Genomic DNA, 24,505 nt, shown 5'->3' on the forward strand with positions numbered 1-24,505 from the left:
TAACTGGGCTCAGGACTTAGAAAGAAATGATGGCGCGATGGTGTTCACCCACACTTCGCCGTGTTCTACTTTGACCGGCCAGACCCGAATGCGAACCTCCGGTTGCTCAAGACACTGGCCCGTCTTTAAGCTGAAGTGCTGTTTATAAAGTGGCGACGCCACACTCAACTCGCCGTTGATATCCCCGAGAATCCCCCTTGCCATCACGAAAGCCTGACCAATCGGGTCCCAGTTATCCAGTGCATAAACCCCCGGTTGAAGCGCGGGCACATAAAACAACGCCAACTGTGTACCATCAACCCAAGCCCCCATCCCTGAATTCGCAATCAGATCATCCAGATGACAAACTTTTAACCAGTTCATACGCCCTCCTGCTCTACCTGACATTGATTTTCAGGGACCGGTTCAAGCACCTGCACCGGAATGCGCTGACCGCGCTCACGACGGTAATCCGGCGTGACCGTGTCACCGCTGTCATTCACAAAACGGCGGAAACGCGCCAGTTTCTCCGGTGTCGACAACGTGGTTTTCCATTCGCACTGATAGGTCTCCACCACATGCTGCATTTGCTTTTCCAGCTCAGCATTGATGCCCAGACTGTCGTCCACCACCACACTGCGCAGATAGTCCAGCCCACCATCGAGATTCTGTAACCAGACCGACGTACGTTGCAGCCGGTCAGCGGTGCGGACATAAAACATCAGCACCCGGTCGATCAGGGTCACCAGCTCATCCGTTGACAGATCCGACATCAGCAAATCGGCATGACGCGGGCGCATCCCGCCATTACCGCAAACATACAGGTTCCAGCCGTTTTCTGTCGCAATCACGCCGATATCTTTACTCTGAGCTTCAGCACATTCCCGGGTACACCCAGACACCGCAAACTTGAGTTTGTGCGGCGAACGCAGCCCTTTGTAGCGATTCTCCAGCATAATCGCCAGACCGATTGAATCGTCGACGCCATACCGACACCAGGTTGATCCAACGCAGGATTTCACCGTTCTTAGCGATTTTCCGTAGGCATGGCCGGTCTCAAATCCGGCATCAATCAGGGCCTGCCAGATATCCGGCAACTGTTCGAGCTGTGCCCCGAACAAATCAACCCGCTGCCCCCCGGTGATCTTGGTATAGAGATCGTATTTTCTGGCAACTTCCCCTAAAACAATCAGCTTCTCCGGGGTAATTTCCCCGCCCGGAATCCGGGGCACCACGGAATAACTGCCATCTTTTTGGATGTTCGCCAGAAAAGCATCATTGGTATCCTGCAATGGCTGATGCTGCGGTTCGAGTACATGCTCATTCCACAAAGAGGCAAAAATTGAGGCAGCCGCAGGCTTACACACATCGCAGCCCATGCCCTGACCATGCAGGGCGATCAAGTCGTCAAACTGTTTGATTTGCCCGACCTGCACCAGATGGAACAACTCCTGACGGGTATAAGCGAAATGCTCACAAAGATGATTGCTAACTGCCATACCCAATGCTGCGAGTTCTTCATCCAGAATCGATTTCACCATGGTGCTGCAACCGCCGCAGCCTGTCCCGGCTTTGGTACAGCTTTTCAGCTCAGACAGGTCATGCGTCCCCGCCTGCACCGCAGCCGTAATTGCTCCCCGGGTCACGTTATGGCAGGAGCAGACAATCGCCCCGGCATCTTTGCTGCCCTGCAACGCAGAACAGTCAAACAGCAGTTCAGCCGGATGTGCAGGCAGCGGCATGTCATTGAGGTAACATTGCAGCAGGGCATCATAATCCTGATTGTCCCCAATCAGAATCGCGCCCAGCAGCTTGTCGCCGGTGTCATTGACCACCAGCTTTTTGTACACCCCGGCACGCATGTCCTGTAACACCATTTCCTGACAGCCTTCGCCCTGGCCGAGCGAGTTACCAATGGCAGATACATCCACGCCCATGAGTTTGAGTTTGGTGCTCATGTCCGCGCCACTGAAGGTGCTGTCGCCCCCTAAAATCTGATCGGCTGCAATCCGCGCCATGCGGTATCCCGGCGCCACCAGCCCGAAAATCCGCTGCTGCCACAACGCACATTCGCCGATGGCGTAGATATTGGGGTCGCTGGTCTGGCAGGCATCGTTGATCACAATGCCGCCGCGTTCACCAATGTCCAGCCCGCACTGACGAGCCAGTGCATCCTGCGGGCGGATCCCGGCGGAAAACACGATCACATCCACTTCCAGTGGCGCATGATCCTGAAAATTCATCCGGTGAAAAGCGGTTTCTCCATCCGTAATCGCCGTGGTTGCCCGGCTGGTGTGCACCTGCACGTCCAACGCACTGACTTTACTTTTCAGCAATGCGCTCCCGGCATCATCAATCTGAACCGGCATCAATCGCGGCGCAAATTCCACCACATGGGTTTCAAGCCCCAGCAGACGCAGCGCATTGGCCGCCTCCAGCCCCAGCAACCCGCCGCCGACGACCGCGCCGGTTTTCGCACCGGCACAGGCCGTTTTAATGGCAGACAGATCATCAAGCGTCCGGTAAACAAAACAGTTGTCTCTGTCACTGCCCTGCACCGGTGGCACAAAAGGATAAGAGCCGGTCGCCAGCACCAGTTTGTCGTAGGCCAGCTGGCTGTCACTGGCTAAGGTGACACGCTGTTTTTCACGGTCTATGCCGACAACCTGCTCTCCCAGCAGCAGCTCAATGCCATTGTCCAGATACCACTGTTCGTTGCTCAGCAGTAGATCCTGATGATCACTGCCGGAAAAGAGGGACGACAGATGAACCCGGTCGTAAGCGACAAAGCGCTCTTCGCCCAGCACAATCATCTGGTAAGACTGATGGGCATTTTTTGCCACCAGCTGTTCGATAAAGTGATGGCCGACCATGCCGTTACCCACCACCAGTAATTTTTCGCGTTGCATCAACATCATGCTCTCCTGAACTGTGTTTAGGTCCCGAATCAGGCCACTTTAGTGTTGCGATTTTTCTCTGACACCGAGTCCGGAACCGAATCCGGAACCGGCTCTGCAATCGGTGCCACCTTGCGCTGTTTCTCGTACAGAAAACACAGCACATTCTGGCGAAGGCGCTGATAATCCGGATCATCCGCCAGCGCAACCCGATCCCGGGGACGTGGCAGATGAATATCCAGCACTTCGCCAATCGTGGCCTCAGGGCCGTTACTCATCATGACAATGCGATCCGACAGCAGCACGGCTTCGTCTACGTCGTGGGTAATCATGATGACGGTGTTCTTCAGCTCGGCCTGAATCGCCATCAGCGCATCCTGCAAATGCGCCCGGGTCAGGGCATCCAGTGCGCCAAACGGCTCATCCATCAGCAGCACTTTCGGCTGCATCGCCAGCGCTCGCGCAATCCCAACCCGTTGCTTCATACCACCGGAAATTTCGTCCGGCCGTTTGTCATGGGCATGGTCCATGTGCACCAGTTGCAGGTAGTGCATCACCTCTTCCCGAATGGCTGCCGACGTTTTGCCTTTACTGACCTGTTTCACCGCCAGTTCCACGTTCTGGTACACCGTCAGCCAGGGCAGCAGGGCGTGATTCTGAAACACAACCGCCCGTTCCGGACCGGGGCCGGAAATTTCCCGTCCTTCCAGAATGACGCCGCCATCGGTCGCCTCCAGCAGCCCGGCGACCAGATTCAGCACCGTGGACTTGCCGCAGCCTGAGTGACCAATCAGAGAGATAAATTCCCCTTTTTCAATGCTGAAATTCACATCTTTCAGGGCCACAAACTCACCGTTGGGCGTCGGAAAGCGCATCCCCAGATAACTGAGTAATAAATATTCCCGTGACCTCGCTTTTAACGACATAGTGTTCTCCTTATCCTGAACCGGCTCAGTGCTGGCTCAGTTGTTGATTCCATGAAAAATGACGCTGCAAACTGAGCATGCTCCGGTCAAGCAGCAGACCGATGAAACCAATGGTGACCACAGCCACCATGATCCGGCCCAGTGATGCAGCACTGCCGTTCTGGAATTCATCCCACACAAACTTGCCCAGTCCCGGGTTCTGCGCCAGCATCTCGGCGGCAATCAGTACCATCCAGGCCACCCCCAGCGACAGGCGCAGGCCGGTGAACACCATGGGTACGGAGGACGGCAGTACAATGGTGCGCACATGCTGCCAGCGGGAAAGTTTGAGCACCCGGCTGACATTGAGCAGATCCTGATCCACCCCTGTCACGCCGACAGCCGTGTTGATCAGCGTCGGCCACAGGCTGCACATCGCCACCGTAAAAAGTGAATTGAGAAACGACTTGGCGACCCGCGGATCGTCACTGACATACAGCGCACTGACCACCATGGTGACAATCGGCAGCCAGGCCAGCGGCGAAACCGGTTTCAGCAGCTGAATCACCGGATTAAACGCGGCATACAGCCCTTTGTTCAGCCCGAGGACAATGCCCACCGGAATCGCAATCGCGGTTGCCAGCAGGAATCCGGCCATCACAGTCAGTAAGCTGGTGCCGATCTGGTCAAAGAAGGTCGGTTTCCCGGTGTATTCCCGGATACGAACTTCAGCTTGAGGGGCCCGGGCCAGCTTTTCCGCATTGCGTTTTGCCTGACGCACATAAAAAGCCGCCTCACGATCCCGTTCATGCTGGTGTTCGGCGACCAGATTCGTGAACTGCTGCCAGGTCTGGACCGGTCCCGGCAGTGTACCCAGCGAGGTCTGTACCTGACTGGCCGCCAGATGCCAGAGCAGCAGGAAAACCGCAATCCCCAACATCGGAAGCGCCAGCCGCCGGCTGTGCTGCATCACCTGCGCCGGTTTCGGCAGTGCAGGCAGCGAAAGAATTGAAGCCATCAGCCATTCTCCTCAAAGTTTTTCGTTGCCTTTCAGACCAATCGCGAACTGATTGAGATACGCATTGGGCTGGTAGCCATCAAAAGTGATCTGATCGATGAATCCATTCTGGGGTGGCCGGAAACCGTCTTCCTTGTCAAAATCAGGAAAATCAGCGGCTTTCATTTTGCCTTCGGCAATGAGAGCTTCGGCAGCCTGCCGGTAGATCTCCGGACGATAAACCTGCTTCGCAATCGCGAGATACCAGTCGTCCGGTTTGGCTTCGGGGATCTGCCCCCAGCGGCGCATCTGCGTCAGTGTCCAGACCGCATCACTGTAGTAGGGATAAGTGGCGTTGTAGCGGAAGAACACATTGAAGTCCGGCGCCGGGCGTTTGTCCCCTTTTTCGTACTCAAAGGTGCCGGTCATGCTGTTGGCGATCACCTTGGCATCCGCGCCGACATACTGGCTGCGGGCCAGCATCTTCACGGCAGCCTCACGGTTGGCATTGTTTTCTTCATCCAGCCAGTGCGCCGCACGGATCAGCGCTTTCACAACCCGAATATGGGTGTTGGGATAGGCATCGGCCCAGACCTGACTGACTCCGAAAACTTTCTCGGGGTTGTTCCGCCAGATGTCGTAATCGGTAATCACAGGCACACCAATCCCTTTGAAAACGGCCTGCTGATTCCACGGTTCACCCACGCTGTAACCCTGTATGGTTGCCGCTTCGAGGGTGGCGGGCATTTGCGGCGGTGGTGTCACACTCAGCAGCACATCCGCCTGTTGCTGGCCGCTGTTGTCACCATGGCTGGGATCGTAATAGCCGGGATGAATGCCCCCGGCGGCCAGCCAGTAACGCAGCTCGTAATTGTGAGTCGACACCGGGAAAACCATGCCCATATTGAAGGGTTTGCCTGCCGCCTGATAAGACGCAATCACAGGCTTGAGCAGATCCGCCTTCACCGGATGCTGAGGCTTTCCGTCGGCTGTTTTCGCCACCTGTGGTTTCATGGCTTCCCAGACATGATTGGCCACCGTGATCGCATTGCCGTTGAGATCCATACTGAACGCGGTCACCACATCGGCCTTGGTGCCGATCCCAATGGTGGCGCCAATCGGCTGGCCGGCCAGCATATGGGCGCCGTCCAGTTCACCGTCGATCACCCGGTCCAGCAGCACTTTCCAGTTCGCCTGTGCTTCCAGCGTGACGTACAGTCCTTCGTCTTCAAAAAAGAAATTTTCATAAGCCACCGCCAGCGGTGCCATGTCCGTCAGCTTAATAAAGCCAAATTTCAGTTCATCTTTTTCCGGTGGCCCGACGTTGGCCAATACCGGCAGCGACAGCAAACTGACGCTGACAACACCAGTAATCATCCATCGTTTCACGCTTTTCATCCTTCAACCTCTTCCATCACTGTGAAAATCAATTCGTTCAAAACAAAAAAACGCCGCTCCCCGGTGGGGAAAGCAGCGTTGCTTGGTTCATTCAATTTGTCTGTTGGCTGGCCTGCATGATGATGCCAGTCCCGCGCAGTTCTGCCACTAAAGTCACTGGCTCCCAGCTTGGCCTGACTTTCCGACACAAACCCCTCGATGAGAAATCGATAAATTCTCAATTTAAATCAGTCAATTATCGTCATTCCCGCGCAGGCGGGAATCCACTGAGCACGTGATGAGAGCAACCGACCAGATTTATTCTGTTCCCTCATCTTCCGCGCATTATTTCTCTAAAGTCACTGGATCCCCGCCTTCGCGGGGATGACAGAAGAAGCGGGAATAACAGAAGAAGCAGGGATAACTGGGAAAACCGGGATGACTGAGGAAACTGAGATTGCGACAGGAACAATCAGACGCAATTCTGAACCCGTGGCCGTCACACTGAGTCGCCGCAATCGACTAACGATTCAGACTGATCATCAGGTTCTTCGCAATCTGTCCCAGACTCAGGCTCTGCTGCATCGCCGCATTGCGAAGCAGTTTGTAAGCCTCAGATTCATCCAGCCCGTGCAATTTCATCAGCAGCCCTTTAGCCTGCTCAATCAACCGCCGCTCTTCCAGCCGCCGGCTCAGGGTCACCAGCTCTTTTTTGAGCTGACACTGCGCCTGCCGGACCTGCCATGCCCGCTCTACCCAGACACTCAGCGCCGTTGCCGAGTCACCGGGCAGAAGGACATAACCATTGGGTCCGGGTAGCCGCTGTATATCCTGAGGTTCCAGTTGACGGATCATCACCACCAGCGGCCAGCCCAGACAACCGGCCTGCGAGACCATGTGCCGCAATTCGGCATCCGCTCTGGCCCAGCTAATCACCAGAACACTGCTTTTCACCAACACAGCGCTTTGCGCCTGACTCACCAGCTCGGTCAGCCGACTGAAGCCGCAGCCAGTCACGTCATCATAAGTACCGGCCAGCTTTCCCGTCAGTCTGGCCTGCTCCCGGGTGCAGTCACTGCACACCACGATCTTTTTCATGTCTGGCTTCACCTTGGTCACCGACTTCCCTGTACACGACGATTCAACACACCGTTCAGTGATTAAAGAAGCAAGCAATCAGCCACTTGGTCAAAATCAGCCGAAAAATACCCCTTTCGGGTTAGTTTCCGTCTCACTGTCGTCCATAAGTGCCTGATTTAAGGTTGCACGCAGTGCAACGACATCCCCGATGATCAACAAGGCTGGCGACTGTCCCTTCAGTATCTGCCCCAGTTTGGTGAGATTGCCCAATGACGATACATGCACCTGCTCATCCGGCGTACACCCTTTGATGACCACAGCCAGCGGTGTGTCTTTGTGCAAACCACCCAGCGTCAGACCGCTCTGAATTTCCCGGGCCTGTTCCAGCCCCATGTAAAAAACAATGGTCTGCCCGGCCCCGATCAGCTGCGCCCAGGCAGGTAATGCGCCGGAGACCACATGACCGGTCACTAGGGTGACCGAGCGGGACATTTCCCGATGAGTCAGCGGAATCGATGTTGACGCCGCACAGCCAATTGCGGCGGTAATGCCGGGCACGAATTCAAAGGAAATTGCTTTTTCGGCCAGCGCCAGTCCCTCTTCACCACCCCGGCCAAAAATCAGCGGATCGCCGCCTTTTAAGCGGACGACATACCGCCCCGTCTCAGCTTTGTCGATCAAGAGCTGATTGATCGCTTCCTGCTTCATGCTGGGCTGTCCGCAACGCTTGCCCACGTAAATCAGCTCAGCCTCCGGATTCGCCATCGCCAGAATGGCGTCACTGACCAGACGGTCATAGACCAGCACTTCTGCCTGCTGAATCGCTTTCAGCGCTTTCAGGGTCAGCAGCTCCGGATCGCCGGGACCGGCGCCGACCAGACTGACGGCTGGCTGGCCGGGCGCAGAGAACCGGGGGCTGACCGGCTGAATCGCCCTGACAGTGCCATGTCTCTGGGTGACGAGTGTTTTGCTCTCTGTTGCTGTACTTTCCATGCTCATACCTGCTCTCCTTCTGTCACGGATGACGCCCTGACCGGCAATGCACCTGCCGTCGGCCCGGGTAGGTCTGCCTCTTGTTGCTTCAGCAGAGACTGCACTTCCCCCAGACAAGACCCGCAGTTGGTGCCGCATTTGAGTTGTGCCTGTAAGCCACTCAGACTGGTGATACCATCCTGTTCAATGGTTTTGAGAATTTGGCGATCCGACACTCTGAAACAACTGCACACCAGTTTGGAGGGTGTCTGTCCCTGTAACGTCAGCGTCAAAAACGCCTGTATCGAAAAGGCCTCGTCAAACAACGCGGCATAAGGCTGAGGATCGAACGACAGTGGCTGCTCACCAACCAGACATAAAGCCTTCAGTTTGTCGCCTTGCATCCGCAGTCCCGCCCAGCGACTTGCGCCCGTCCCGATGTCATCCAGGATCAGCATTGTTTCTGAATGATCACCGAGATGCGCTTTCGAAAGCGGTGCCTTGCAGGCAAACCGCCACAGATGAACCGGGGCGCCGGTCTGAAAACTGAGAAAATCGGTATCAAACGGCGGCGGCTGATCGCCGAACCACACCCCGTAACTGGCGACGTCGGCAGCCGAGACAGAAACGGCGGCTGACTTAAACGCAGGCTGACCGGAAACCGGATCAACCACAGCCGCCACCATCTGATTGACCCGGCTGGCAAAGCCAAACGGCCCAGCCCAGTGCATCGACATAAACAGCTGCTTCGCCGACAGACCCTCATCCAGTGCCAGCTTCGCCAGCAGCGTTTGTTCTGCGTGCTTCAGACAGACCAGTTGCCCGGCTTCCAGCTGGTGCTTTCGGGCTGATAACGGGTGCATGTAAACCGTGGGTTCTGTTTCACTTTCAGCCAGCCGGGCAATATGGCCGGTCCGGGTCATGGTGTGCCACTGGTCGCGCTGGCGTCCGGTATTCAGCCACCAGTGTTCTGACGATTCATCCCCTGCTTCCTCAGCCGATGCCGGAAGCACAAAATTGGCCCGGCCACGGGCGGTGGGAAACCGGCCGTCACTGAACAGATGCGAGGATCTTCCCAGCGGCCAGCGCTGCGGCTGCCAGTTGGCATAATCTTCGTCTGACATCGATGCCAGTTCAGAAATATCAAACAGATAAGGCGCATCACGGTTAATCCCACTCAGTGCAGCATATTCCCGATACACATCTGCCACGCTGGCAAAGTCAAAACCGTGAAAACCCATGACCTGCGCCACCTCGCAAATCGCCCGCCAGTCGGCTTTGGCCTCGCCCGGTGGCGGCAAAAACGCCCGCTGCCGAGACATCATGCGTTCAGAGTTCGTCACCATGCCGTCTTTTTCGCCCCAGCCGGCAGCCGGTAACAGCACGTCGGCAAAGGCCGCGGTATCCGCATCCGGCGAAATATCCGAGACCACCACGCAGCCACACCGGGATAAGGCTTCTGCAACTTTGCAGCTGTCCGGCAGAGACACCACAGGATTGGTGGCAATCACCCAGACAAACTTGATCTTGCCGTCATACATGGCATCAAAGAGATCGACGGCTTTCAGACCCGGCTGAGTTGCCATCTTCGGCGCCTGCCAGAACTCACCAACTTCCCGCACGGAATCCGCATCAAAGCCCCGGTGAACGGCCAGCTGATTTGCCAGTCCGCCCACCTCCCGGCCTCCCATGGCGTTCGGCTGTCCGGTCAGCGAAAACGGCCCGGCACCGGGCTTGCCAATCCGACCGGTTGCCAGATGGCAGTTGATAATCGCGTTGGCTTTGTCTGTCCCGTTGGCCGACTGATTAATCCCCTGACAAAACAGCGTCAGGGTCTCCGGGGTTTCTTGAAACCAGGTAAAAAAGGTGTGGAGCGACTCCCGGTTCAGGTCCAGCGCGTCGGCACAGGCCATGAGCCGGTATTTTTCATGGCGGACTTCCTGAGCCAGTGCTTCAAACCCCTGACAGTACGCATTGATAAAAGTCTGATCCAGCGCCTGATGATCCATCAGGTGACGCAGCAGGCTGTGAAACAGCAATACGTCGCCATCATTCGCAACCGGCAGATGCAAATCGGCCTGTTCTGCCGTCGTTGTGCGTCTGGGGTCAATCACCACCAGCCGAACATCAGGGTTAGCTGCTCTGGCCTGCTGAATCCGGCGGAACAGCACCGGGTGGGTCCACGCCGTGTTGGCGCCGACGATCACAATCAGTCCCGCTTTACCGATATCCTCGTAATGCACGGGGACCAGATCTTCACCAAACGCGCGGTTGTGCGCTGCCACCGCCGAAGACATGCACAAACGGGAATTGGTATCGAGATTCGCCGTCCCGATGAAGCCTTTCATCAGCTTGTTGGCAACATAATAATCTTCGGTCAGCAACTGGCCGGAAACGTACATCGCGACACTGTCCGGTCCGTGCTCAGCCACCGTCTGCTTTAACTTTTCAGCAATCACACCCGTGGCCTGTGCCCAGCTCACTTCCTGCCCGTGTACACGGGGATACAGCAGACGCTTCGGGATGCTCAGGCTTTCTTTCAAGGCCGCCCCTTTGACGCACAAATCCCCTAAATTAGCCGGGTGAGACGGATCACCCACCACGTCTGTTGTTGTTTTTAAATTGCCCGACTGATATCGGTGCTGAACCCTCACGCCACACCCTACCCCGCAATAAGGGCAGGCCGACTGAATGCCCGCCTGCTGCCGGCATCCTGAACTCAGATCGGCCGTGTTGCTCATACGCTTCTCCTTCACGGTGCTGCCACCGCAAAATGCAGGCATAAAAAAAGCCACGTCCCCGGGAAAGGACGTGGCAGCAATGCCTAAAACCAAAGTATCAAGTGTTGAATGTCGTGTACGGGATCATCGTTGCATGATGTGTGCCAAATTCTCGCCAATCGTTTTATTCATTTAAAATCATCAGATTAAGTCAAGACCGCCTCCGGAAACCCCAATAAGACTCATCCTGAAAAGACCTGTTCCGGTGCATTCCTGCACAGCCTTGGTGAAATCATCATGGCGTCATTCTCATCGTCATCGTGAGGCTATCCGTGTTAGCCGTGTTGATTCAGCCGCATTTCCCGCTGCTTCAACCAGACCGGGCCGAAGGTATTCATCAGCGTCGCCAGCACAATCAGGCTGATCCCCAGCACTTTGTTCCACACCAGACTTTGCTCGAAGAAAGTGACCTGCCAGATCAGGGAGAAGATCAGGTTGGTGAAAATCAGCGGTGCCAGCACCGAGCCGGAGGCCACCAGCCGATAGGCTTTCACCCGGAACACCTGGGTATTGACGATGCACACCGTCAGTAACAGCAACGCGGGTAACACCATCGACTGTATATCCGTGAACTGCTGCCAGCTTGCCGCCAGCATCGAATTGTCATGAGTGAACAACACAAGCGGCAGTAGCATCAGGCTTGCCAGCGTGAAACACCAGCCATTCAGACCGAATGCCGACATCGTGCCTTTGCTGACCCGGTACAAACTCACCTGCGAACCGGCATTGAACACGCCAGCCGCAACCCCGACCAGAAGTTCAGGTCGCAGGGTAAACCCACCAGCCTGACCCGCCATCAAAATCACCCCAAGAAAAGTGATGATCAGATTCAGGAGGGTCATGGGCGGAATCCGGGTCTGAAATAACAGTTTTTCTAATACAGGAATAAAGAGCGGACCTGTACTGAAAAGGACAACAGTTTCTACAAGGCTCAAGTGGCTGATTGCAAACAGGAAACAAAGCTGTGCCCCCGCAACACAAAAGCCGCGAATGGCGAGAGACTGCCAGAGTTTTTTGCTGTCGGGCACGGCCCACTGCGTCAGTGACATCAGCCAGAGAAACAACACAGCGGGCAGTGCAAAGCGCAGCAGGCTCAGCATTTCAATGCTGAAATGGTCACTCAGCAGTTTGGAAAGCAGCCCATTCACCGACAGGCTGAAGGTGGAAGCCAGCATCAAAAAGAGAGGACGTAAATCGGTGTTTGTTTCTTTGGTCATCGGGACTCCTTAGCTGGTGAGGAGTCTAGCGAGGTTACAATTGAGAAAAAAGCGAATAATATTAACCAAACCTGTTAGAAAAACTGACCAATGAGAAAGCTCGTTCCCCTGAAATCCATTTATGCATTTGTCGCCGTTGCCGAGACCGGCAGCATGACGGACGCCGCAGAAGTGCTGAGCGTCAGTCATTCCGCAGTCAGCCAGGCGATTAAGTCGCTGGAAACCCAACTGGGTCTGCCGTTATTTCAGCGCGTCGGACGCCGGGTCGAGCTGAACCGAAACGGTCGCCAGTATTACCGTCAGGTCGCCCCCGCTCTGGAACAGATTGTGGCGGCCGGTGAATCCTTACAACAACAGCACCAACACAGGCTGACCCTGAATATGGTGAATTCGCTGGCCCTGCACTGGTGGATCCCGCGCGTTCCCGAATTTCAGGCCAAGGCGCCTCATATTGATATCCGAATCTCGACCTTAACCCATGTCTTTGATCTGGAAAGAGAAGGGGTTGACGTCGCACTCATTCACGGCCGGCCGGATGACTGGAAAGGCTATCACTGCGAAAAATTAGGCGATGACGAGCTGATTCTGGTGTGCGCCCCTGCACTGCTCAACGAAAAGCAAGATCTGGCACCCGGCGACATCCTGTCTCGCTTTTCGCCCATCTTTGTGACCAACCCCAGACGCCGGGACGACTGGCAAATCTGGTGCGACGCCAATCACCTGAAAGTGCCTTCCCGGCAGCGCAATCTGTGCTTTACCACCTCGGCACATGCGGTACAGGCCACATTACGGGGACTGGGCGTACTGGTGACACACAAACTCTTTGTCAGAGATGACATCCGGCAAGGTTTGCTGCATGAAGTTGGCCCCGCCGTTTTAAACCCAAATCAGGCTTATCATTTCGTCTGTGCCAAAGAGAAACTGACGCAGGAAAGTGTCCTGTCCCTGCGTGTCTGGCTTCGCAGTGAATTTCAGCAGCAAGAGTGTTCACACGAGCGATAACAAGACCGACATGGCGTCTGTCCTGAAAACTGGCACGAAAATAATATCGTCAGCTTTTTTTACACGATCCGGCCCCCAATCGCATCAGGGCTCAATTTGTGTCGGTTTATTTTACACGCCACTTCAACGCATCAGTTTAACACACATCAGCCGAGCCAGATTATTGAAGGAAATGAACCACTTAAAACAATGGCATCCATTTTGCTTTTCCGTGCCTGACCCCCGATTGAGTCGTACGTGAGGAGTAGCAGTATGTCATTTTCAATTTCAATCAAGAAAGCCCTGTTACCGGTTGCGCTGACAGCCGCGCTGGGCACCAGCATGCAAGCCAATGCGGATGTGCTGGAACTGGCATTATTAATCGACGGTTCAGGTAGTATCGGCGCTCCGGATTTCAGTAATCAGATCAGTGCCTACACCAACATTTTAAACTCAGCAGGCTTCTACAATAACTTCATTGTGCCCAGCCCCTATGATCAGGTCTATGTCAGCGCCTGGACCTTCTCAGGCTCGGCCGTTCAGGTTGTTGACTGGACGCTGCTCGATAGTGATTCAGCCGCAGCGACCTTCGCAAGCAACCTGTCTACCGGTGCGTCCTATGCCGGTGGCTCCACCAATACGGAAGATGCCATACAGGATGCTGTCGCTGCATTTTCACTGGCGATGCAGGACTATAAATTTGTCATTGATATTTCAACCGATGGCGTTCCGACATCTTCCAACAGTGGCGGTTCAGCCACAACAGCAGCACTCAACGCAGCAGACGCCGCACGTGACCTCGGCGTGACAATTAATGCTTTGGGGGTTGGCGGTGTTGATCAAACCTTCCTGGAAGCACTGGTGGGGATCAACCCTTCCGATACACCATTGGGTTTCTATCTGGAGGCCAGCAGCTTTGGCTCTGAATTTCAGGATGCGCTAATCCAGAAGTTCGGCCGTGAAGTCACGGATATGCCTGAACCCACGTCAATGGCCTTACTAGGCATGGGCATGCTGGGCCTGGGACTCATTCGCCGCCGCCGGAATCCAACCCAGACGACAGCTCAGGCAGCCATTGCCTGAACATCCGCAAGAGCCCTGTTCCGACAGGGCTCATTTTCATTCACTCCCCCAGAACCAAATGAACATGGTCGGAGAACAAAAAGCTGCCCAGCAGCATCGACTGATTTTTGCTGCCATCAGAATAATCAAGATAAAACCGCACCAGTAAATACCCGGGAGAAGTCCCGGTTCCTAGATCCAGAATATTCAGCGGTACTTCAACAGCTTTATCCTGCTGACTGCCTAAAGTCACCGGTTCGGTCAGTGAGACCGTCTCATCTTCGTCCGGTCCCAGATTAAATCCATTGGCAGGCATCGCCAAACGGGAAGGCAAATGCTCTCCCTGATAATCATGCTGTGAGGGTGCCGTCACTACGAACACCCGTTCACTTCGCAAAGCATTCAGCCTTGCTTCCCTAGCGCCCCGGTTAGAAAAAGTAAACCGCAATGTCGGCTGCAAACCGGTATTAATGACATCCTCGACATACACCACAGGTTGAGGCAGATCACTTAACGGCTGATTCATTAACGTGCCCTTCTCATCATAACGATAATAATGGGCAACACCGTCATCATGGGTATAAACATCCAGTTGAGAGATCAGGCTGCCTTCAGCCTGCAGGTCACGGGAAATCCGGTAAATATAGAGCGCATTTCGCATTGGATTTGCCTTCAGCAGACCAGAGACTGACAGCTTTGACGGGGGTATAAAACGCTCCGTCAAATCCGTATGTTGCAGATAGCCGGGATCACCACACAACAGCCAGGCAGGCAGCTGAGAAGTCCAGCGCTGACATTCACCACCCAGAGTTTCATCTCCACCATCAGAGCGCTCTGCAATCAGGGCATCGTACTCTTTCTGGCTCATGGCAATCAGGGCATCGTACTCTTTCTGGCTCATGGCAATCAGTTCAGGCTTCAGTAAAACAGATTTATCATCAGAAAACGGTGCCAGCTCAATGCTGGTCAGATGAAGCTCAGCAGGCCGGGTGTGATAGGTATAATAATTGAGCACAACAGCACCCAGAATCATGGCAATCATCAGCGGTAAGATGAACCGCAACAGCAAGTTTTTCTTGGTCATAGCGGTTACTCAGCAGGCAGACCATGGGAACCTGCTAAGTATAGCGTTATGCCATTGAGACGACTTTTGGGCGTGAGAAATTGTCGAATTGGGCTCACTTGGCCCCAAAGTTAAGCTACATGTCACAAAACAACACTTTACCTCGAAAAAAACGACTTTTGTTTATGTGTACAAAGGCATAATCTGTCGCCTTACCGACTTAATTAACGGTAAGATTTTTATCATCCAAAATAACCTGGTGACTTTATCAGCTCACCTGGAACTTCATCGGGTGATATCAGTCGAAAGCCTTTGTGTGACTGAGTCACAAGGTTTCTTATTACTTAACCTAAGGATGCTGACTATGTGGCAACTTTCCGATCTGGCTCCCCTGCTGTCTGAACATGACGGCTGGCAAGTCGAATTACAGGGTCAGGCTCTGCTGATCCGCAACGAAGACAACATCGAAGCCTTTCTGGCAGTCTCCGGCGAACAGATTCTGGTCGAAGTCGTGCTGTTCGATGCTGCTCAGGTCAAAGATACAGATGCGCTGAACGCTGAAATCCTGCGAACTCATAAGATGTTCCCGCTATCCACCATTGGCCTCAACAATATCAATGGTAACGATTACTACATTGCTTTTGGCTCACTGTCTTCCCAGTCCAAAGCAGAAAGTGTTGTCATTGAAGTTGCGACACTATTCCGCAACGTAGAAGCCTTTATCGATCTGTATCAGGATTACTTCAAGGAGCAAACTGCATGAGTGTCTGGAAAAAACTATTTACCGCAATTAAAGGTGGTGCCAACGAAGCCGCTGAAGCGGTTGTCGATAATCAAGCCTTGCGAATCCTGGATCAGGAAATCCGTGAAGCCAAAACTGAACTGCGTCGCTCCGACGAAGCCCTGGTTGGCATTGTCGCAAAGCGCAAGCTGTCTCAACAGAAAGTAGATAGCTTTAACCTGGGTATTACTGAGTATGAAGCTCATGCCCGCAGTGCAATGGATAAAGGACAGCAGGATCTGGCGCTGGAATGTGCCCAGAAAGTCGCAAGCCTGCGCAACGAACAGCAAGCAGAGCAGACCTACCTGGATCAGTTCGCGCGTTCTGAGCAGTCTCTGCGCTCAAACATCGCACAAGCGAAAGACAAACTGCGTCAGCTGGAACAACAGGTTGATGTGGTGAAAGCAACCGAATCTGTCCAGAAAGCACAGTCGGCAGTTTCTGCAAGCCAGGTTGGTGCAAACACCAAAATGCACACCGCAGTTTCTTCTCTGGAGCGCATTAAGCAGCGTCAGACAGAAAAAGCGGCACAGCTGGAAGCGGCTGCAGAAATGGCCGCAGAACAATCCGGTTCTGCACTGGACAAAAAACTTGCCGACGCGGGTCTCAAAAGCGGCGGACAAGGTTCAGCTGAAGATGAACTGGCACGCATTCTCGGTCGCCAATAAGGGAGTATAACTCCCCCAAAGGATTGAGGAGAAATGCATGTCAATCTGGTTGTGGGTCCGCCGTTGGGCCCATCAACAATTCAACCAACTCACTGGCCGAAATCTGCTCATTACGCTGCTGATCTACATCGGGGCAAGCTGGATATTGCTTGAACTGGCTGGAGAGCAAGCGCTCACACACTCGCTCAGCCGCTTCATTTATTATCTGGTCGTCACTGCATCGACTGTCGGCTATGGTGACTATTCACCGGAATCTGCTGCGGGTCAGTGGATTGTCGCCCTGTTTGTGATTCCGGGCGGTCTGAGTTTATTTGCCATCGGCATTGGTCGCCTGGCCACAATGTTTATCAGTTACTGGAAGAGCGGCCTGCTCGGCAAACGGAGAATCAACGTGGAGAACCATATTCTGGTACTCGGCTGGAACAACCAGCGCACCCTGCACCTGATCCAGATGTTGCAGCACGAAGAACGCACTCGCCGCCACATCGTGCTCTGTGTTCGTCCTGAAATGGAAAACCCGCTTCCGGGTGAGATCGACTTTGTCCGGGTGACCAGTTTTACCGACACCCAGAGTATGGACAAAGCCGGCGTCAGCAAAGCCAGCTGTATCATCATTGATAACGCAGAAGATGACGTCACCCTGGCGGCAGCGCTGTATTGTGCCAGCCGCAACCCAGATGCTCACCTGCTGGCCTACTTCAACGATGAAGCCCTCAGTGCTCTGCTGAAAAGTCACTGTCCGAATGCCGAGTGCATTCCTTCCGTCGCGGTCGAAATGCTGGCAAAAGCGGCCGTGGATCCCGGTTCCAGCGGCTTACATCACGAACTGCTCAGCACACATCATGGCATGACACAGTACGCTGTGCGTTTTCCTGAAAGCATGGCACCCACGTCAATCAGTAAACTGTTCACCCAGTTTAAGGAAGCACACGACGCCACGCTGATTGCCATTGACCGGGGTCAGGGGATTGAACTGAATCCATCCCTGAATCTGGACGTCACACCCGGCACTAATATTTTCTACATCGCCGATGAGCGGGTCGACCATTTCAACTGGCCTGTTTAATCGGATAAGGAGCACGTATGTTTGACTGGTTTAAAAAACGCAAAGAACCTGAAGCCAGTGGCCCGGCAGCCCCGGAAATTCTGGGCCTGCGCCTCGGTGGCGCATTCGAACTGGATGATTTGAAACTGCGCCTGACCGAATCTTCCCTGATGATTGAAGGGGCATCCCGTACCCAGCTAATTCAAGCAGTCGGTGAAGTCTGGCTGGATGAGCAGACACGTCTGGTCCGCTACTACACCGATGACGACGGATTCATTCAAGTGTTGACGCACGGTACAGGTGAGGCCGACGTCAGTGAAGTCAAACTGTTTTACTTCTTTGAAAGCAAACCGGTCGACACCGACAGTGAGTGGCAGCACCTGCTTGATCAAGGCATTGTCAAGAACCAGTGGCAGTTAGAAGACTACAGCTATCAGAAAATCTGGGACAACAGCCGCCCGGTTGCCATGACGGAAACCACCTGGCTGCAAAATGGCACCACCAGTAATACAGATCAATTCGTGATGCTGTATGAAAGAGAAGCAGAACCCGAACTGAAAGAAGTGCTTCTCGTTGCCGCGGAAGAAAAAATTTTCGACAACCGGGCCGAACGAAGCCTGGTGTTGAGCACAGGGTTTGATCTTAGTCCAACCGACTTTAAGTTAATCGGCTAAATCAAACATCAATACATAAAAACGATATATTTTAGGAAATTACATGGTTTTATTGACACAATCTCTCGCAGGGTTAGGCTCATTTGTCATCTATTTTGCGATTTCTATTCTGTTCCTGATGCTGTTCAAATTTATCTTTGTTCGCATCACGCCATATGACGAGTGGAAACTGGTCAAAGAGGAAAAGAATACAGCGGCAGCCATTACCCTGTCTGGTTCCGTACTGGGTTATTCTCTGGCGATTGCTGGTGCGGCCAGCAACTCTGTGAATTTTGTTGATTTCGCGATCTGGGGTGTTGTGGCTCTGCTGGCACAGATGCTGGCTTATTTGATCGTTCGCTTCGGTTTCATGCCCCGCATTGCGGAACGTATTGTCGCAGGTGAAATTCCTGCCGCGCTGTTAATGGCTGCGACTTCTGTCTCTGTTGGTCTGCTCAATGCTGCCTGCATGACGTACTAAGGGAGGCGCAATGAAACGGACAAAAGAAGTCAATCTACCCGGTATGCGTAAGCAATGGCGTCCCTTTGCCGTTGCACCTGTGACTGCCGCGATTTCTGCCGGGCTGCTGGCAGGTTGTAGTGATCCGAAAGAAGAAGCCAAGCTTTACCACACGCTTTACGACTGTAAAACGGATAACCCGAGCTACGAAGCCCAATGTGAAGCCGCTTATGAAAGCGCGCTGAAAGAGGCGGCCCGGACTGCACCAAAATTCATGACCCAACGTGACTGTGTGGCAGAGTTTGGTCAGAACAGTTGTATTAGCGCCCCGGAAAATAACTGGTTTATGCCTGCAATGGCCGGCTTTATGTTCGCCCGGTTACTTGAGGACAAACGCAGTTACTCTGGTGGCCGTGGCTACTATAGCCAACCGATGTTCAGCTCGTCTTACCCGAGCAGCCGCTACTATGGCCGCTGGACCACGGCAGATGGGTATGACTTCGGCTCTTACCGCTATAAGAATGCCAAAGTCATCATCAATAAAGATCAGATGAAGCCTAAGCCAACGGTCAGCCGCACCATTTCTCGGGGTGGTTTCGGCTCCAGTGCCGCAGCGAAGTCCAGCTGGAGCAGCAAATCCAGTTCATCTAGTTCATCCAGTCGCAGCTGGGGTGGCTGATTCAGTCCCCTTCGCAAAAAGAGCGCCATTCGGCGCTCTTTTTTTGACCTGAAGATTACAGATCAAAACAATTGTGTACGAAGTTTATTTCATTCGCACAGATCCAGATTACACCCAATAAAAACAATATCTTGGTTCAATAATTGCACCATTTTACTCAACACCAACCCAGATCACACTTTGAATACTAAGTGGTTTATTGTTAACATCCCTACACTTTTGACTCAGAAGATAGTTTTGTTTATCTGTCTGAGTACAGGCCAATAAGCAAATTTTTGCTTTCCATGCAGAGAACTTTGCTGTCCGTACATCCATCTGCATGCATTGATATTTTTGGCCGTTGCCACAGCGTTGGTACCTCAACGGACGCTTAACCGTAATATTTGAAGGATTTATGGGAATTAAGTCAGATTTAAATAAACCGGTATTTTTTACCTCGGCGATTTTTATCGCTGCACTGTCTTTCATTGGTGTGATGTGGCCTCAGGCCATGGAAGCCTATTTCAAAAACGTTCAGGGCTGGATCATTGCCCAGGCGAGCTGGATTTACATTCTGGCCGTCGCTATCTTCCTGATCTTCCTTATTTTTGTCATGTTCAGCCGTTTGGGTGATATCAAACTTGGCCCAGATCATTCCGAACCGGACTACAGCTATACCTCATGGCTGGCCATGCTGTTCTCTGCGGGGATGGGGATCGGGCTGATGTTCTTTGGTGTGGCAGAGCCTGTCATGCACTTTACTTCACCGCCGGTGGGCGATCCGCAAACCGTGGAAGCGGCCCGTGAAGCCATGAAAATCACCTTCTTCCACTGGGGTCTGCACGCTTGGGGGATTTATGCGCTGGTGGCGCTGGCCATGGCTTATTTCGCCTACCGTCACAAGCTGCCCCTGCTGCCTCGTTCAGCCCTCTACCCGCTGATTGGCGAGCGGATCTACGGCCCAATCGGCCATATGATCGATATCTTTGCGGTGATTGGGACACTGTTTGGTGTCGCGACTTCACTGGGCTTTGGTGTAGTTCAGGTGAACGCAGGCTTCAACTATCTGTTTGATCTGCCACAGACCACGACAGTACAGGTTGGTCTGATCGCAGCCATTACGCTGATTGCCACCGCATCGGTTGTCTTGGGCCTGGACGGCGGCATTAAGCGCCTGTCGAACATCAACATGTTCCTGGCTGTTCTGTTACTGGGGGTTGTCATTCTGGCTGGCCCAACAGCAATGATCATGAAGTCTTTTGTTCAGAATACCGGCTCTTATCTGAGTGAAATTGTGAGCAAGACCTTCAACCTGTATGCCTACCAGCCAAAAGAAGACTGGATTGGTGGCTGGACACTGCTGTACTGGGGCTGGTGGGTTTCCTGGTCACCGTTCGTCGGTATGTTCATTGCCCGAATTTCACGTGGGCGGACCATCCGAGAGTTCCTGGTGGGCGTACTGCTGATCCCGTCACTGTTCGGTTTCCTGTGGTTCACGGCATTTGGGAATACCGCGATTGACGCCATCATGAATCATGGTGCCGACTATCTGAGCAAAGCCGTTGGTGAGAATGTGCCGGTCGCACTATTCAAGTTCTTTGAACACATGCCGATGTCTTCAGTGCTGTCGTTCATCGGTGTGGCACTGGTGATTACTTTCTTTGTCAGCTCGTCTGACTCCGGCTCACTGGTGATTGATACCCTGACTTCCGGCGGCGCTGCTGAGCCACCGGTCTGGCAACGTATTTTCTGGGCCGTGATTGAAGGTATTGTTGCGGCAGCCCTGCTGGCAGCAGGCGGTCTTTCCGCGCTGCAGACCATGACCATTGCCAGTGCGTTCCCGATCATGATTCTGATGCTGCTCTTCTGTTACTGCCTGTTCAAGGCACTGCGCAACGACTACATGCTGCAGAACAGTATCCAGACGCATAACACCACGCTGCAATATGCACAGACCAATGTCAGCTGGAAAAACCGCATTTCTGCCCTGGTGAGTCATCCGAAGCAGGATGAAGCTGAACACTTCATCAAGTCCACGGCGACACCGGCACTGAAAACGCTGGTCGATGAAATGAAAGCACAAGGTCTGGCCGCGAAGCTACAAGTGTTGGATGAATCCCGCGTCCGTCTGGTGGTCGAAAAAGAAGACGTGGAAGACTTTGCCTATGGTATTCGTCTGCGTCATTTCGCACTGCCAAGCTACGCGAATGAGTCCTACGACGATTACTATCGTGCCGAAGTCTTCCTGCTCCAAGGTGGCCAGCAGTATGATGTGATGGGTTACACCAAAGACCAGATCATTGCCGATGCTGTCACCCAGTACGAGCGCCACATGCACTTCCTTCATCTGGCGACCTCAGAAAATATTGTCGAAGAAGCCATCGCTTCCTAAGCAATTCAAAGACAAACCAAAGCCAGCTTCCTGCTGGCTTTTTTTCGCTCAGACATCATGCATCTTCAGCTCACTTTTTCTCTTACCAACGCCGGTGACAATTCTGAAATTCACATTTGCGCAGCATCATGCAAATGAGCTCCTATACTCCTAACGCATATTGACTTAACCGGCAGGACGTCACTCAACGGCAGGAGGCACACATGTTTGGACAGCAATCCCCCACTCACTTTACCTTGTTCACCTTCGGGCTGATGCTCATACTTTGCAGCGCACACCTGAAAGCTGCAACCGTACAGCTGCCCCCCCTGAACGCCCGAACCGATCAAACCTCTATCTCCGGCCTGTCGTCCGGTGGCTTTATGGCAGCACAGTTTCATGTCGCTTATTCAGAATCCCTGATGGGCGTTGGCATTGTCGCTGGTGGCCCTTGGAACTGTGCGGGGAATAACCCCTTCGTCAACCCATTGGTCAACGCCACCACCACTTGTATGAATCCGTGTCAAAACGCACTGGGGGTTTGCCCGTCATCCCTGTTTCCCAACAGCGGCTACCTGTCGGAACTGGCGAAAGTGACAGCCAGAAACGGCCGGATTGACCACACCGACAATCTCCGGGACGACCAGATCTATCTCTTCTCAGGGCGACTGGATGAAACCGTAGTGACCGGGGTGGTCGATACCGCCACCGAGTTTTATCAGAAACTGGATGTGCCAGATGCACAAATCCACTATGACAAAAGCATTGATGCCGGACATGCCTTTATCACCAATGATCCGGCAGATACCGCCTGTGATATCACCCAATCGCCCTATATCAATCACTGCAATCTGCATCAGGCAGAACGTATTCTGCAGCACATTTACGGCCCGTTAAAAGCCCCGGCCCCAAGCCTGAGCGGCGAGCTGCTGGCCTTTGATCAAAGTGAGTTTTTTAATTCTTCACTCACCAGCATGGATAACACGGCATATGTGTATATTCCCAAAAACTGTCGCAGTGAATCCTGCAAAATTCACGTCTCTGTGCACGGTTGCCGTCAGGGCATTTCTGTCATCGGGACTACTTATGTTACCGAAACCGGCTATCTCGAAATCGCCGATACCAACAACATCATCGTGCTCTTTCCGCAGGTGAAAAAATCTGAATTTGTGCCCTACAACCCCCGCGGCTGCTGGGACTTCTGGGGCTACGGCACTATGGGACAACCACCGTACAACTACTACACCAAGGATGCGCCGCAGATGAAGGCGATTCAGGGGATGATTACGCGGTTGACGCAGGTGATGTGAGAAAAAAGAGAATTAACATTTGAGGGCTCTGCATGTCGCGCTTTATTTTCAGAATATCACTTCACATCAACAATGATTGAGAAAGACACTGGAGTGAAGCGCGATATATAAACAGCCAAGCGTTGTACCCCCACAATAGTTAGCTCTATCAGGTTCCTTTTCCTTGCTGTACTTGACGTCCTGAGTGTGACTTTAAGAAAACGCAGACGAAATAATAAATGATCTGTGCTTTCTTTTTACAACCACATAATGCTGTATTCTTAGTATTTCTTTCTTATACAAACTGCAATTTTCACAACGAGCCACAGACGATTTTTATCTTCATGTGTCATGACAAGGCCCCGTTTACAAGAGAGTCTGATCAAGATCAGATATTAGCAACTCACCGTCAATAAAATGACATTAGCATTTACGGCACCTTAGAAATTATATAAGCTGCTGTTTAGCAGGGTTTTATGTAGCACATAGTGATATTTGTAGATTTATTATACGTATATACCTGTACGACATGACGTGACATGAGAGTCTCAATTCGCTATGACAATGACGACTGCTGAAAATGAAATGATGCCACATATTTGGGTAGGTAATATAAAATGTCAGTTGCAGAAATAGAAGATCAACGCACTATTCGTGAACTTCAAACTATCTTTAAGCATGGTTACGACAAGAAAGTTAACGCTGAAAAATGTATTTCTGAATGTAATCAAGGTTTTCAAACCCTAAAAAGTAATAGTCAATCAGCATTGAACTATGCCCAGACATTTCAGTCCTCTCAGTTGAGTCAACAAATCGACTCAATGAAGAGCTCCGGGCAAACCCCGAAAACTCTGGATGACCCTAAGCTTATCGAGTTAAAGCAATCTCTCAACGCGTTCTTTGAACAGTGCGACAAAATGAAGCCGCAGGCATTCAAAGTGTCTAAGTTAGATAGCATATCTGAACACCCTAAAGGGGTCTTGTTAAAAGATGAACAATTTAGCTTGCTGACGAAGGAAGATGAGCGTATTGCAAAGCAGTTTGAAGATATTGCAGAGCCGGTTAAAAATGCACATCAACAAAGGGCTATCCTTGGTGAGCAAATCGAGACTGAAAGACAAAGAGTATCGAAAAATCGCCGCTCTATTCGCAATATCATCATCGTGCTGCTTCTCTGTACGGGTGGTTCCTTATTTGCGCTGAAAGCAAAAGACCCTCAACTTTTTGAACACTACGTCAACCTTGTCAAAGACATGATCAACAAATAGGC

General features: G+C 52.8%; 21 protein-coding genes. 11 read left to right on the top strand and 10 right to left on the bottom strand.

Going from position 1 to position 24,505, the window contains the following annotated elements:
• Nucleotides 1-9: 9 nt before the first annotated feature.
• The 9 genes from nirD to EA58_RS19600 form a co-directional block, all read right to left on the bottom strand.
• Complete coding sequence (nirD, locus tag EA58_RS19555; protein ID WP_036756883.1) at nucleotides 10-363, bottom strand: nitrite reductase small subunit NirD; 354 nt, start codon at nucleotides 361-363, stop codon at nucleotides 10-12.
• Nucleotides 360-2,894: a nitrite reductase large subunit NirB gene (gene nirB / locus EA58_RS19560; protein ID WP_235199656.1), complete on the bottom strand. Its 2,535-nt coding sequence runs from the start codon at nucleotides 2,892-2,894 to the stop codon at nucleotides 360-362. Before nirB ends, nirD begins: the two co-directional genes overlap by 4 nt.
• Before the next feature lie 32 nt (nucleotides 2,895-2,926).
• A complete protein-coding gene (locus tag EA58_RS19565) occupies nucleotides 2,927-3,802 on the bottom strand; it encodes an ABC transporter ATP-binding protein (protein WP_081819768.1) in 876 nt (291 codons plus the stop codon).
• 25 nt (nucleotides 3,803-3,827) lie between these two features.
• Nucleotides 3,828-4,751, bottom strand: a complete 924-nt coding sequence (locus EA58_RS19570; RefSeq protein ID WP_152548131.1) for an ABC transporter permease — start codon at nucleotides 4,749-4,751, stop codon at nucleotides 3,828-3,830.
• Between the two features lie 60 nt (nucleotides 4,752-4,811).
• On the bottom strand, nucleotides 4,812-6,155 hold the full coding sequence (locus EA58_RS19575; RefSeq protein WP_412177952.1) for a CmpA/NrtA family ABC transporter substrate-binding protein: 1,344 nt from the start codon (nucleotides 6,153-6,155) through the stop codon (nucleotides 4,812-4,814).
• Nucleotides 6,156-6,677: 522 nt separating this feature from the next.
• Nucleotides 6,678-7,253, bottom strand: coding sequence for an ANTAR domain-containing response regulator (locus tag EA58_RS19585; RefSeq protein WP_036757095.1), 576 nt, complete (start codon nucleotides 7,251-7,253; stop codon nucleotides 6,678-6,680).
• A gap of 96 nt (nucleotides 7,254-7,349) precedes the next feature.
• Nucleotides 7,350-8,234 carry a uroporphyrinogen-III C-methyltransferase gene (cobA, locus tag EA58_RS19590; RefSeq protein ID WP_051642259.1) on the bottom strand — a complete coding sequence of 295 codons (885 nt, stop codon included), beginning with the start codon at nucleotides 8,232-8,234 and terminating at the stop codon, nucleotides 7,350-7,352.
• The gene (locus EA58_RS19595; protein WP_081819769.1) at nucleotides 8,231-10,948 is read right to left on the bottom strand and encodes a nitrate reductase; all 2,718 of its coding nucleotides are present in this window, start codon (nucleotides 10,946-10,948) and stop codon (nucleotides 8,231-8,233) included. Before EA58_RS19595 ends, cobA begins: the two co-directional genes overlap by 4 nt.
• A gap of 314 nt (nucleotides 10,949-11,262) precedes the next feature.
• Nucleotides 11,263-12,204 carry a DMT family transporter gene (locus tag EA58_RS19600; protein ID WP_036756888.1) on the bottom strand — a complete coding sequence of 314 codons (942 nt, stop codon included), beginning with the start codon at nucleotides 12,202-12,204 and terminating at the stop codon, nucleotides 11,263-11,265.
• A gap of 90 nt (nucleotides 12,205-12,294) precedes the next feature.
• Here EA58_RS19600 and EA58_RS19605 point away from each other — a divergent pair, with 90 nt between their 5' ends.
• Together EA58_RS19605 and EA58_RS19610 are read left to right on the top strand one after the other, a co-directional pair.
• Complete coding sequence (locus tag EA58_RS19605) at nucleotides 12,295-13,206, top strand: LysR substrate-binding domain-containing protein (protein WP_036756889.1); 912 nt, start codon at nucleotides 12,295-12,297, stop codon at nucleotides 13,204-13,206.
• A gap of 252 nt (nucleotides 13,207-13,458) precedes the next feature.
• Nucleotides 13,459-14,268: a DUF1194 domain-containing protein gene (locus tag EA58_RS19610; RefSeq protein WP_036756890.1), complete on the top strand. Its 810-nt coding sequence runs from the start codon at nucleotides 13,459-13,461 to the stop codon at nucleotides 14,266-14,268.
• 40 nt (nucleotides 14,269-14,308) lie between these two features.
• On the opposite strand, the gene EA58_RS19615 is transcribed toward EA58_RS19610, so the two are convergent.
• Nucleotides 14,309-15,331 (bottom strand): hypothetical protein, encoded by a 1,023-nt coding sequence (locus tag EA58_RS19615; RefSeq protein WP_036756893.1) that lies wholly within the window; start codon nucleotides 15,329-15,331, stop codon nucleotides 14,309-14,311.
• A 343-nt stretch (nucleotides 15,332-15,674) separates the two neighbouring features.
• On the opposite strand from EA58_RS19615, the gene EA58_RS19620 reads away from it, so the two are divergent.
• The 9 genes from EA58_RS19620 to EA58_RS19660 all read left to right on the top strand — a co-directional run bounded on the left by EA58_RS19620 (nucleotide 15,675) and on the right by EA58_RS19660 (nucleotide 24,503).
• On the top strand, nucleotides 15,675-16,073 hold the full coding sequence (locus tag EA58_RS19620; protein ID WP_235199658.1) for a DUF2170 family protein: 399 nt from the start codon (nucleotides 15,675-15,677) through the stop codon (nucleotides 16,071-16,073).
• Nucleotides 16,070-16,759, top strand: a complete 690-nt coding sequence (locus EA58_RS19625) for a PspA/IM30 family protein (RefSeq protein ID WP_036756901.1) — start codon at nucleotides 16,070-16,072, stop codon at nucleotides 16,757-16,759. The genes EA58_RS19620 and EA58_RS19625 overlap by 4 nt, the downstream gene beginning before the upstream one ends.
• A 37-nt stretch (nucleotides 16,760-16,796) precedes the next feature.
• Nucleotides 16,797-17,825 carry an ion channel gene (locus EA58_RS19630; protein WP_036756904.1) on the top strand — a complete coding sequence of 343 codons (1,029 nt, stop codon included), beginning with the start codon at nucleotides 16,797-16,799 and terminating at the stop codon, nucleotides 17,823-17,825.
• Nucleotides 17,826-17,842: 17 nt separating this feature from the next.
• Nucleotides 17,843-18,478, top strand: coding sequence for a YjfK family protein (locus EA58_RS19635; protein WP_036756907.1), 636 nt, complete (start codon nucleotides 17,843-17,845; stop codon nucleotides 18,476-18,478).
• A 43-nt stretch (nucleotides 18,479-18,521) separates the two neighbouring features.
• A complete protein-coding gene (locus EA58_RS22265; RefSeq protein ID WP_036756912.1) occupies nucleotides 18,522-18,938 on the top strand; it encodes a DUF350 domain-containing protein in 417 nt (138 codons plus the stop codon).
• 10 nt (nucleotides 18,939-18,948) lie between these two features.
• Complete coding sequence (locus tag EA58_RS19645; RefSeq protein ID WP_036756915.1) at nucleotides 18,949-19,596, top strand: DUF1190 family protein; 648 nt, start codon at nucleotides 18,949-18,951, stop codon at nucleotides 19,594-19,596.
• 394 nt (nucleotides 19,597-19,990) lie between these two features.
• Nucleotides 19,991-21,967 (top strand): BCCT family transporter, encoded by a 1,977-nt coding sequence (locus tag EA58_RS19650; RefSeq protein WP_036756918.1) that lies wholly within the window; start codon nucleotides 19,991-19,993, stop codon nucleotides 21,965-21,967.
• Nucleotides 21,968-22,170: 203 nt separating this feature from the next.
• A complete protein-coding gene (locus EA58_RS19655; RefSeq protein WP_200872212.1) occupies nucleotides 22,171-23,256 on the top strand; it encodes an extracellular catalytic domain type 2 short-chain-length polyhydroxyalkanoate depolymerase in 1,086 nt (361 codons plus the stop codon).
• Nucleotides 23,257-23,852: 596 nt separating this feature from the next.
• On the top strand, nucleotides 23,853-24,503 hold the full coding sequence (locus EA58_RS19660; protein WP_036756923.1) for a hypothetical protein: 651 nt from the start codon (nucleotides 23,853-23,855) through the stop codon (nucleotides 24,501-24,503).
• Nucleotides 24,504-24,505: the final 2 nt, after the last annotated feature.

The sequence above is a fragment of the Photobacterium galatheae genome (genome assembly GCF_000695255.1).
Lineage (GTDB): Bacteria > Pseudomonadota > Gammaproteobacteria > Enterobacterales > Vibrionaceae > Photobacterium > Photobacterium galatheae.

Coding starts and splice junctions, on each gene's coding strand:
- nirD (WP_036756883.1), bottom strand. CDS start 363: ATGAACTGGTTAAAAGTTTGTCATCTGGATGATCTGATTGCGAATTCA.
- nirB (WP_235199656.1), bottom strand. CDS start 2,894: ATGTTGATGCAACGCGAAAAATTACTGGTGGTGGGTAACGGCATGGTC.
- EA58_RS19565 (WP_081819768.1), bottom strand. CDS start 3,802: ATGTCGTTAAAAGCGAGGTCACGGGAATATTTATTACTCAGTTATCTG.
- EA58_RS19570 (WP_152548131.1), bottom strand. CDS start 4,751: ATGCAGCACAGCCGGCGGCTGGCGCTTCCGATGTTGGGGATTGCGGTT.
- EA58_RS19575 (WP_412177952.1), bottom strand. CDS start 6,155: ATGATTACTGGTGTTGTCAGCGTCAGTTTGCTGTCGCTGCCGGTATTG.
- EA58_RS19585 (WP_036757095.1), bottom strand. CDS start 7,253: ATGAAAAAGATCGTGGTGTGCAGTGACTGCACCCGGGAGCAGGCCAGA.
- cobA (WP_051642259.1), bottom strand. CDS start 8,234: ATGAGCATGGAAAGTACAGCAACAGAGAGCAAAACACTCGTCACCCAG.
- EA58_RS19595 (WP_081819769.1), bottom strand. CDS start 10,948: ATGAGCAACACGGCCGATCTGAGTTCAGGATGCCGGCAGCAGGCGGGC.
- EA58_RS19600 (WP_036756888.1), bottom strand. CDS start 12,204: ATGACCAAAGAAACAAACACCGATTTACGTCCTCTCTTTTTGATGCTG.
- EA58_RS19605 (WP_036756889.1), top strand. CDS start 12,295: ATGAGAAAGCTCGTTCCCCTGAAATCCATTTATGCATTTGTCGCCGTT.
- EA58_RS19610 (WP_036756890.1), top strand. CDS start 13,459: ATGTCATTTTCAATTTCAATCAAGAAAGCCCTGTTACCGGTTGCGCTG.
- EA58_RS19615 (WP_036756893.1), bottom strand. CDS start 15,331: ATGACCAAGAAAAACTTGCTGTTGCGGTTCATCTTACCGCTGATGATT.
- EA58_RS19620 (WP_235199658.1), top strand. CDS start 15,675: ATGTGGCAACTTTCCGATCTGGCTCCCCTGCTGTCTGAACATGACGGC.
- EA58_RS19625 (WP_036756901.1), top strand. CDS start 16,070: ATGAGTGTCTGGAAAAAACTATTTACCGCAATTAAAGGTGGTGCCAAC.
- EA58_RS19630 (WP_036756904.1), top strand. CDS start 16,797: ATGTCAATCTGGTTGTGGGTCCGCCGTTGGGCCCATCAACAATTCAAC.
- EA58_RS19635 (WP_036756907.1), top strand. CDS start 17,843: ATGTTTGACTGGTTTAAAAAACGCAAAGAACCTGAAGCCAGTGGCCCG.
- EA58_RS22265 (WP_036756912.1), top strand. CDS start 18,522: ATGGTTTTATTGACACAATCTCTCGCAGGGTTAGGCTCATTTGTCATC.
- EA58_RS19645 (WP_036756915.1), top strand. CDS start 18,949: ATGAAACGGACAAAAGAAGTCAATCTACCCGGTATGCGTAAGCAATGG.
- EA58_RS19650 (WP_036756918.1), top strand. CDS start 19,991: ATGGGAATTAAGTCAGATTTAAATAAACCGGTATTTTTTACCTCGGCG.
- EA58_RS19655 (WP_200872212.1), top strand. CDS start 22,171: ATGTTTGGACAGCAATCCCCCACTCACTTTACCTTGTTCACCTTCGGG.
- EA58_RS19660 (WP_036756923.1), top strand. CDS start 23,853: ATGTCAGTTGCAGAAATAGAAGATCAACGCACTATTCGTGAACTTCAA.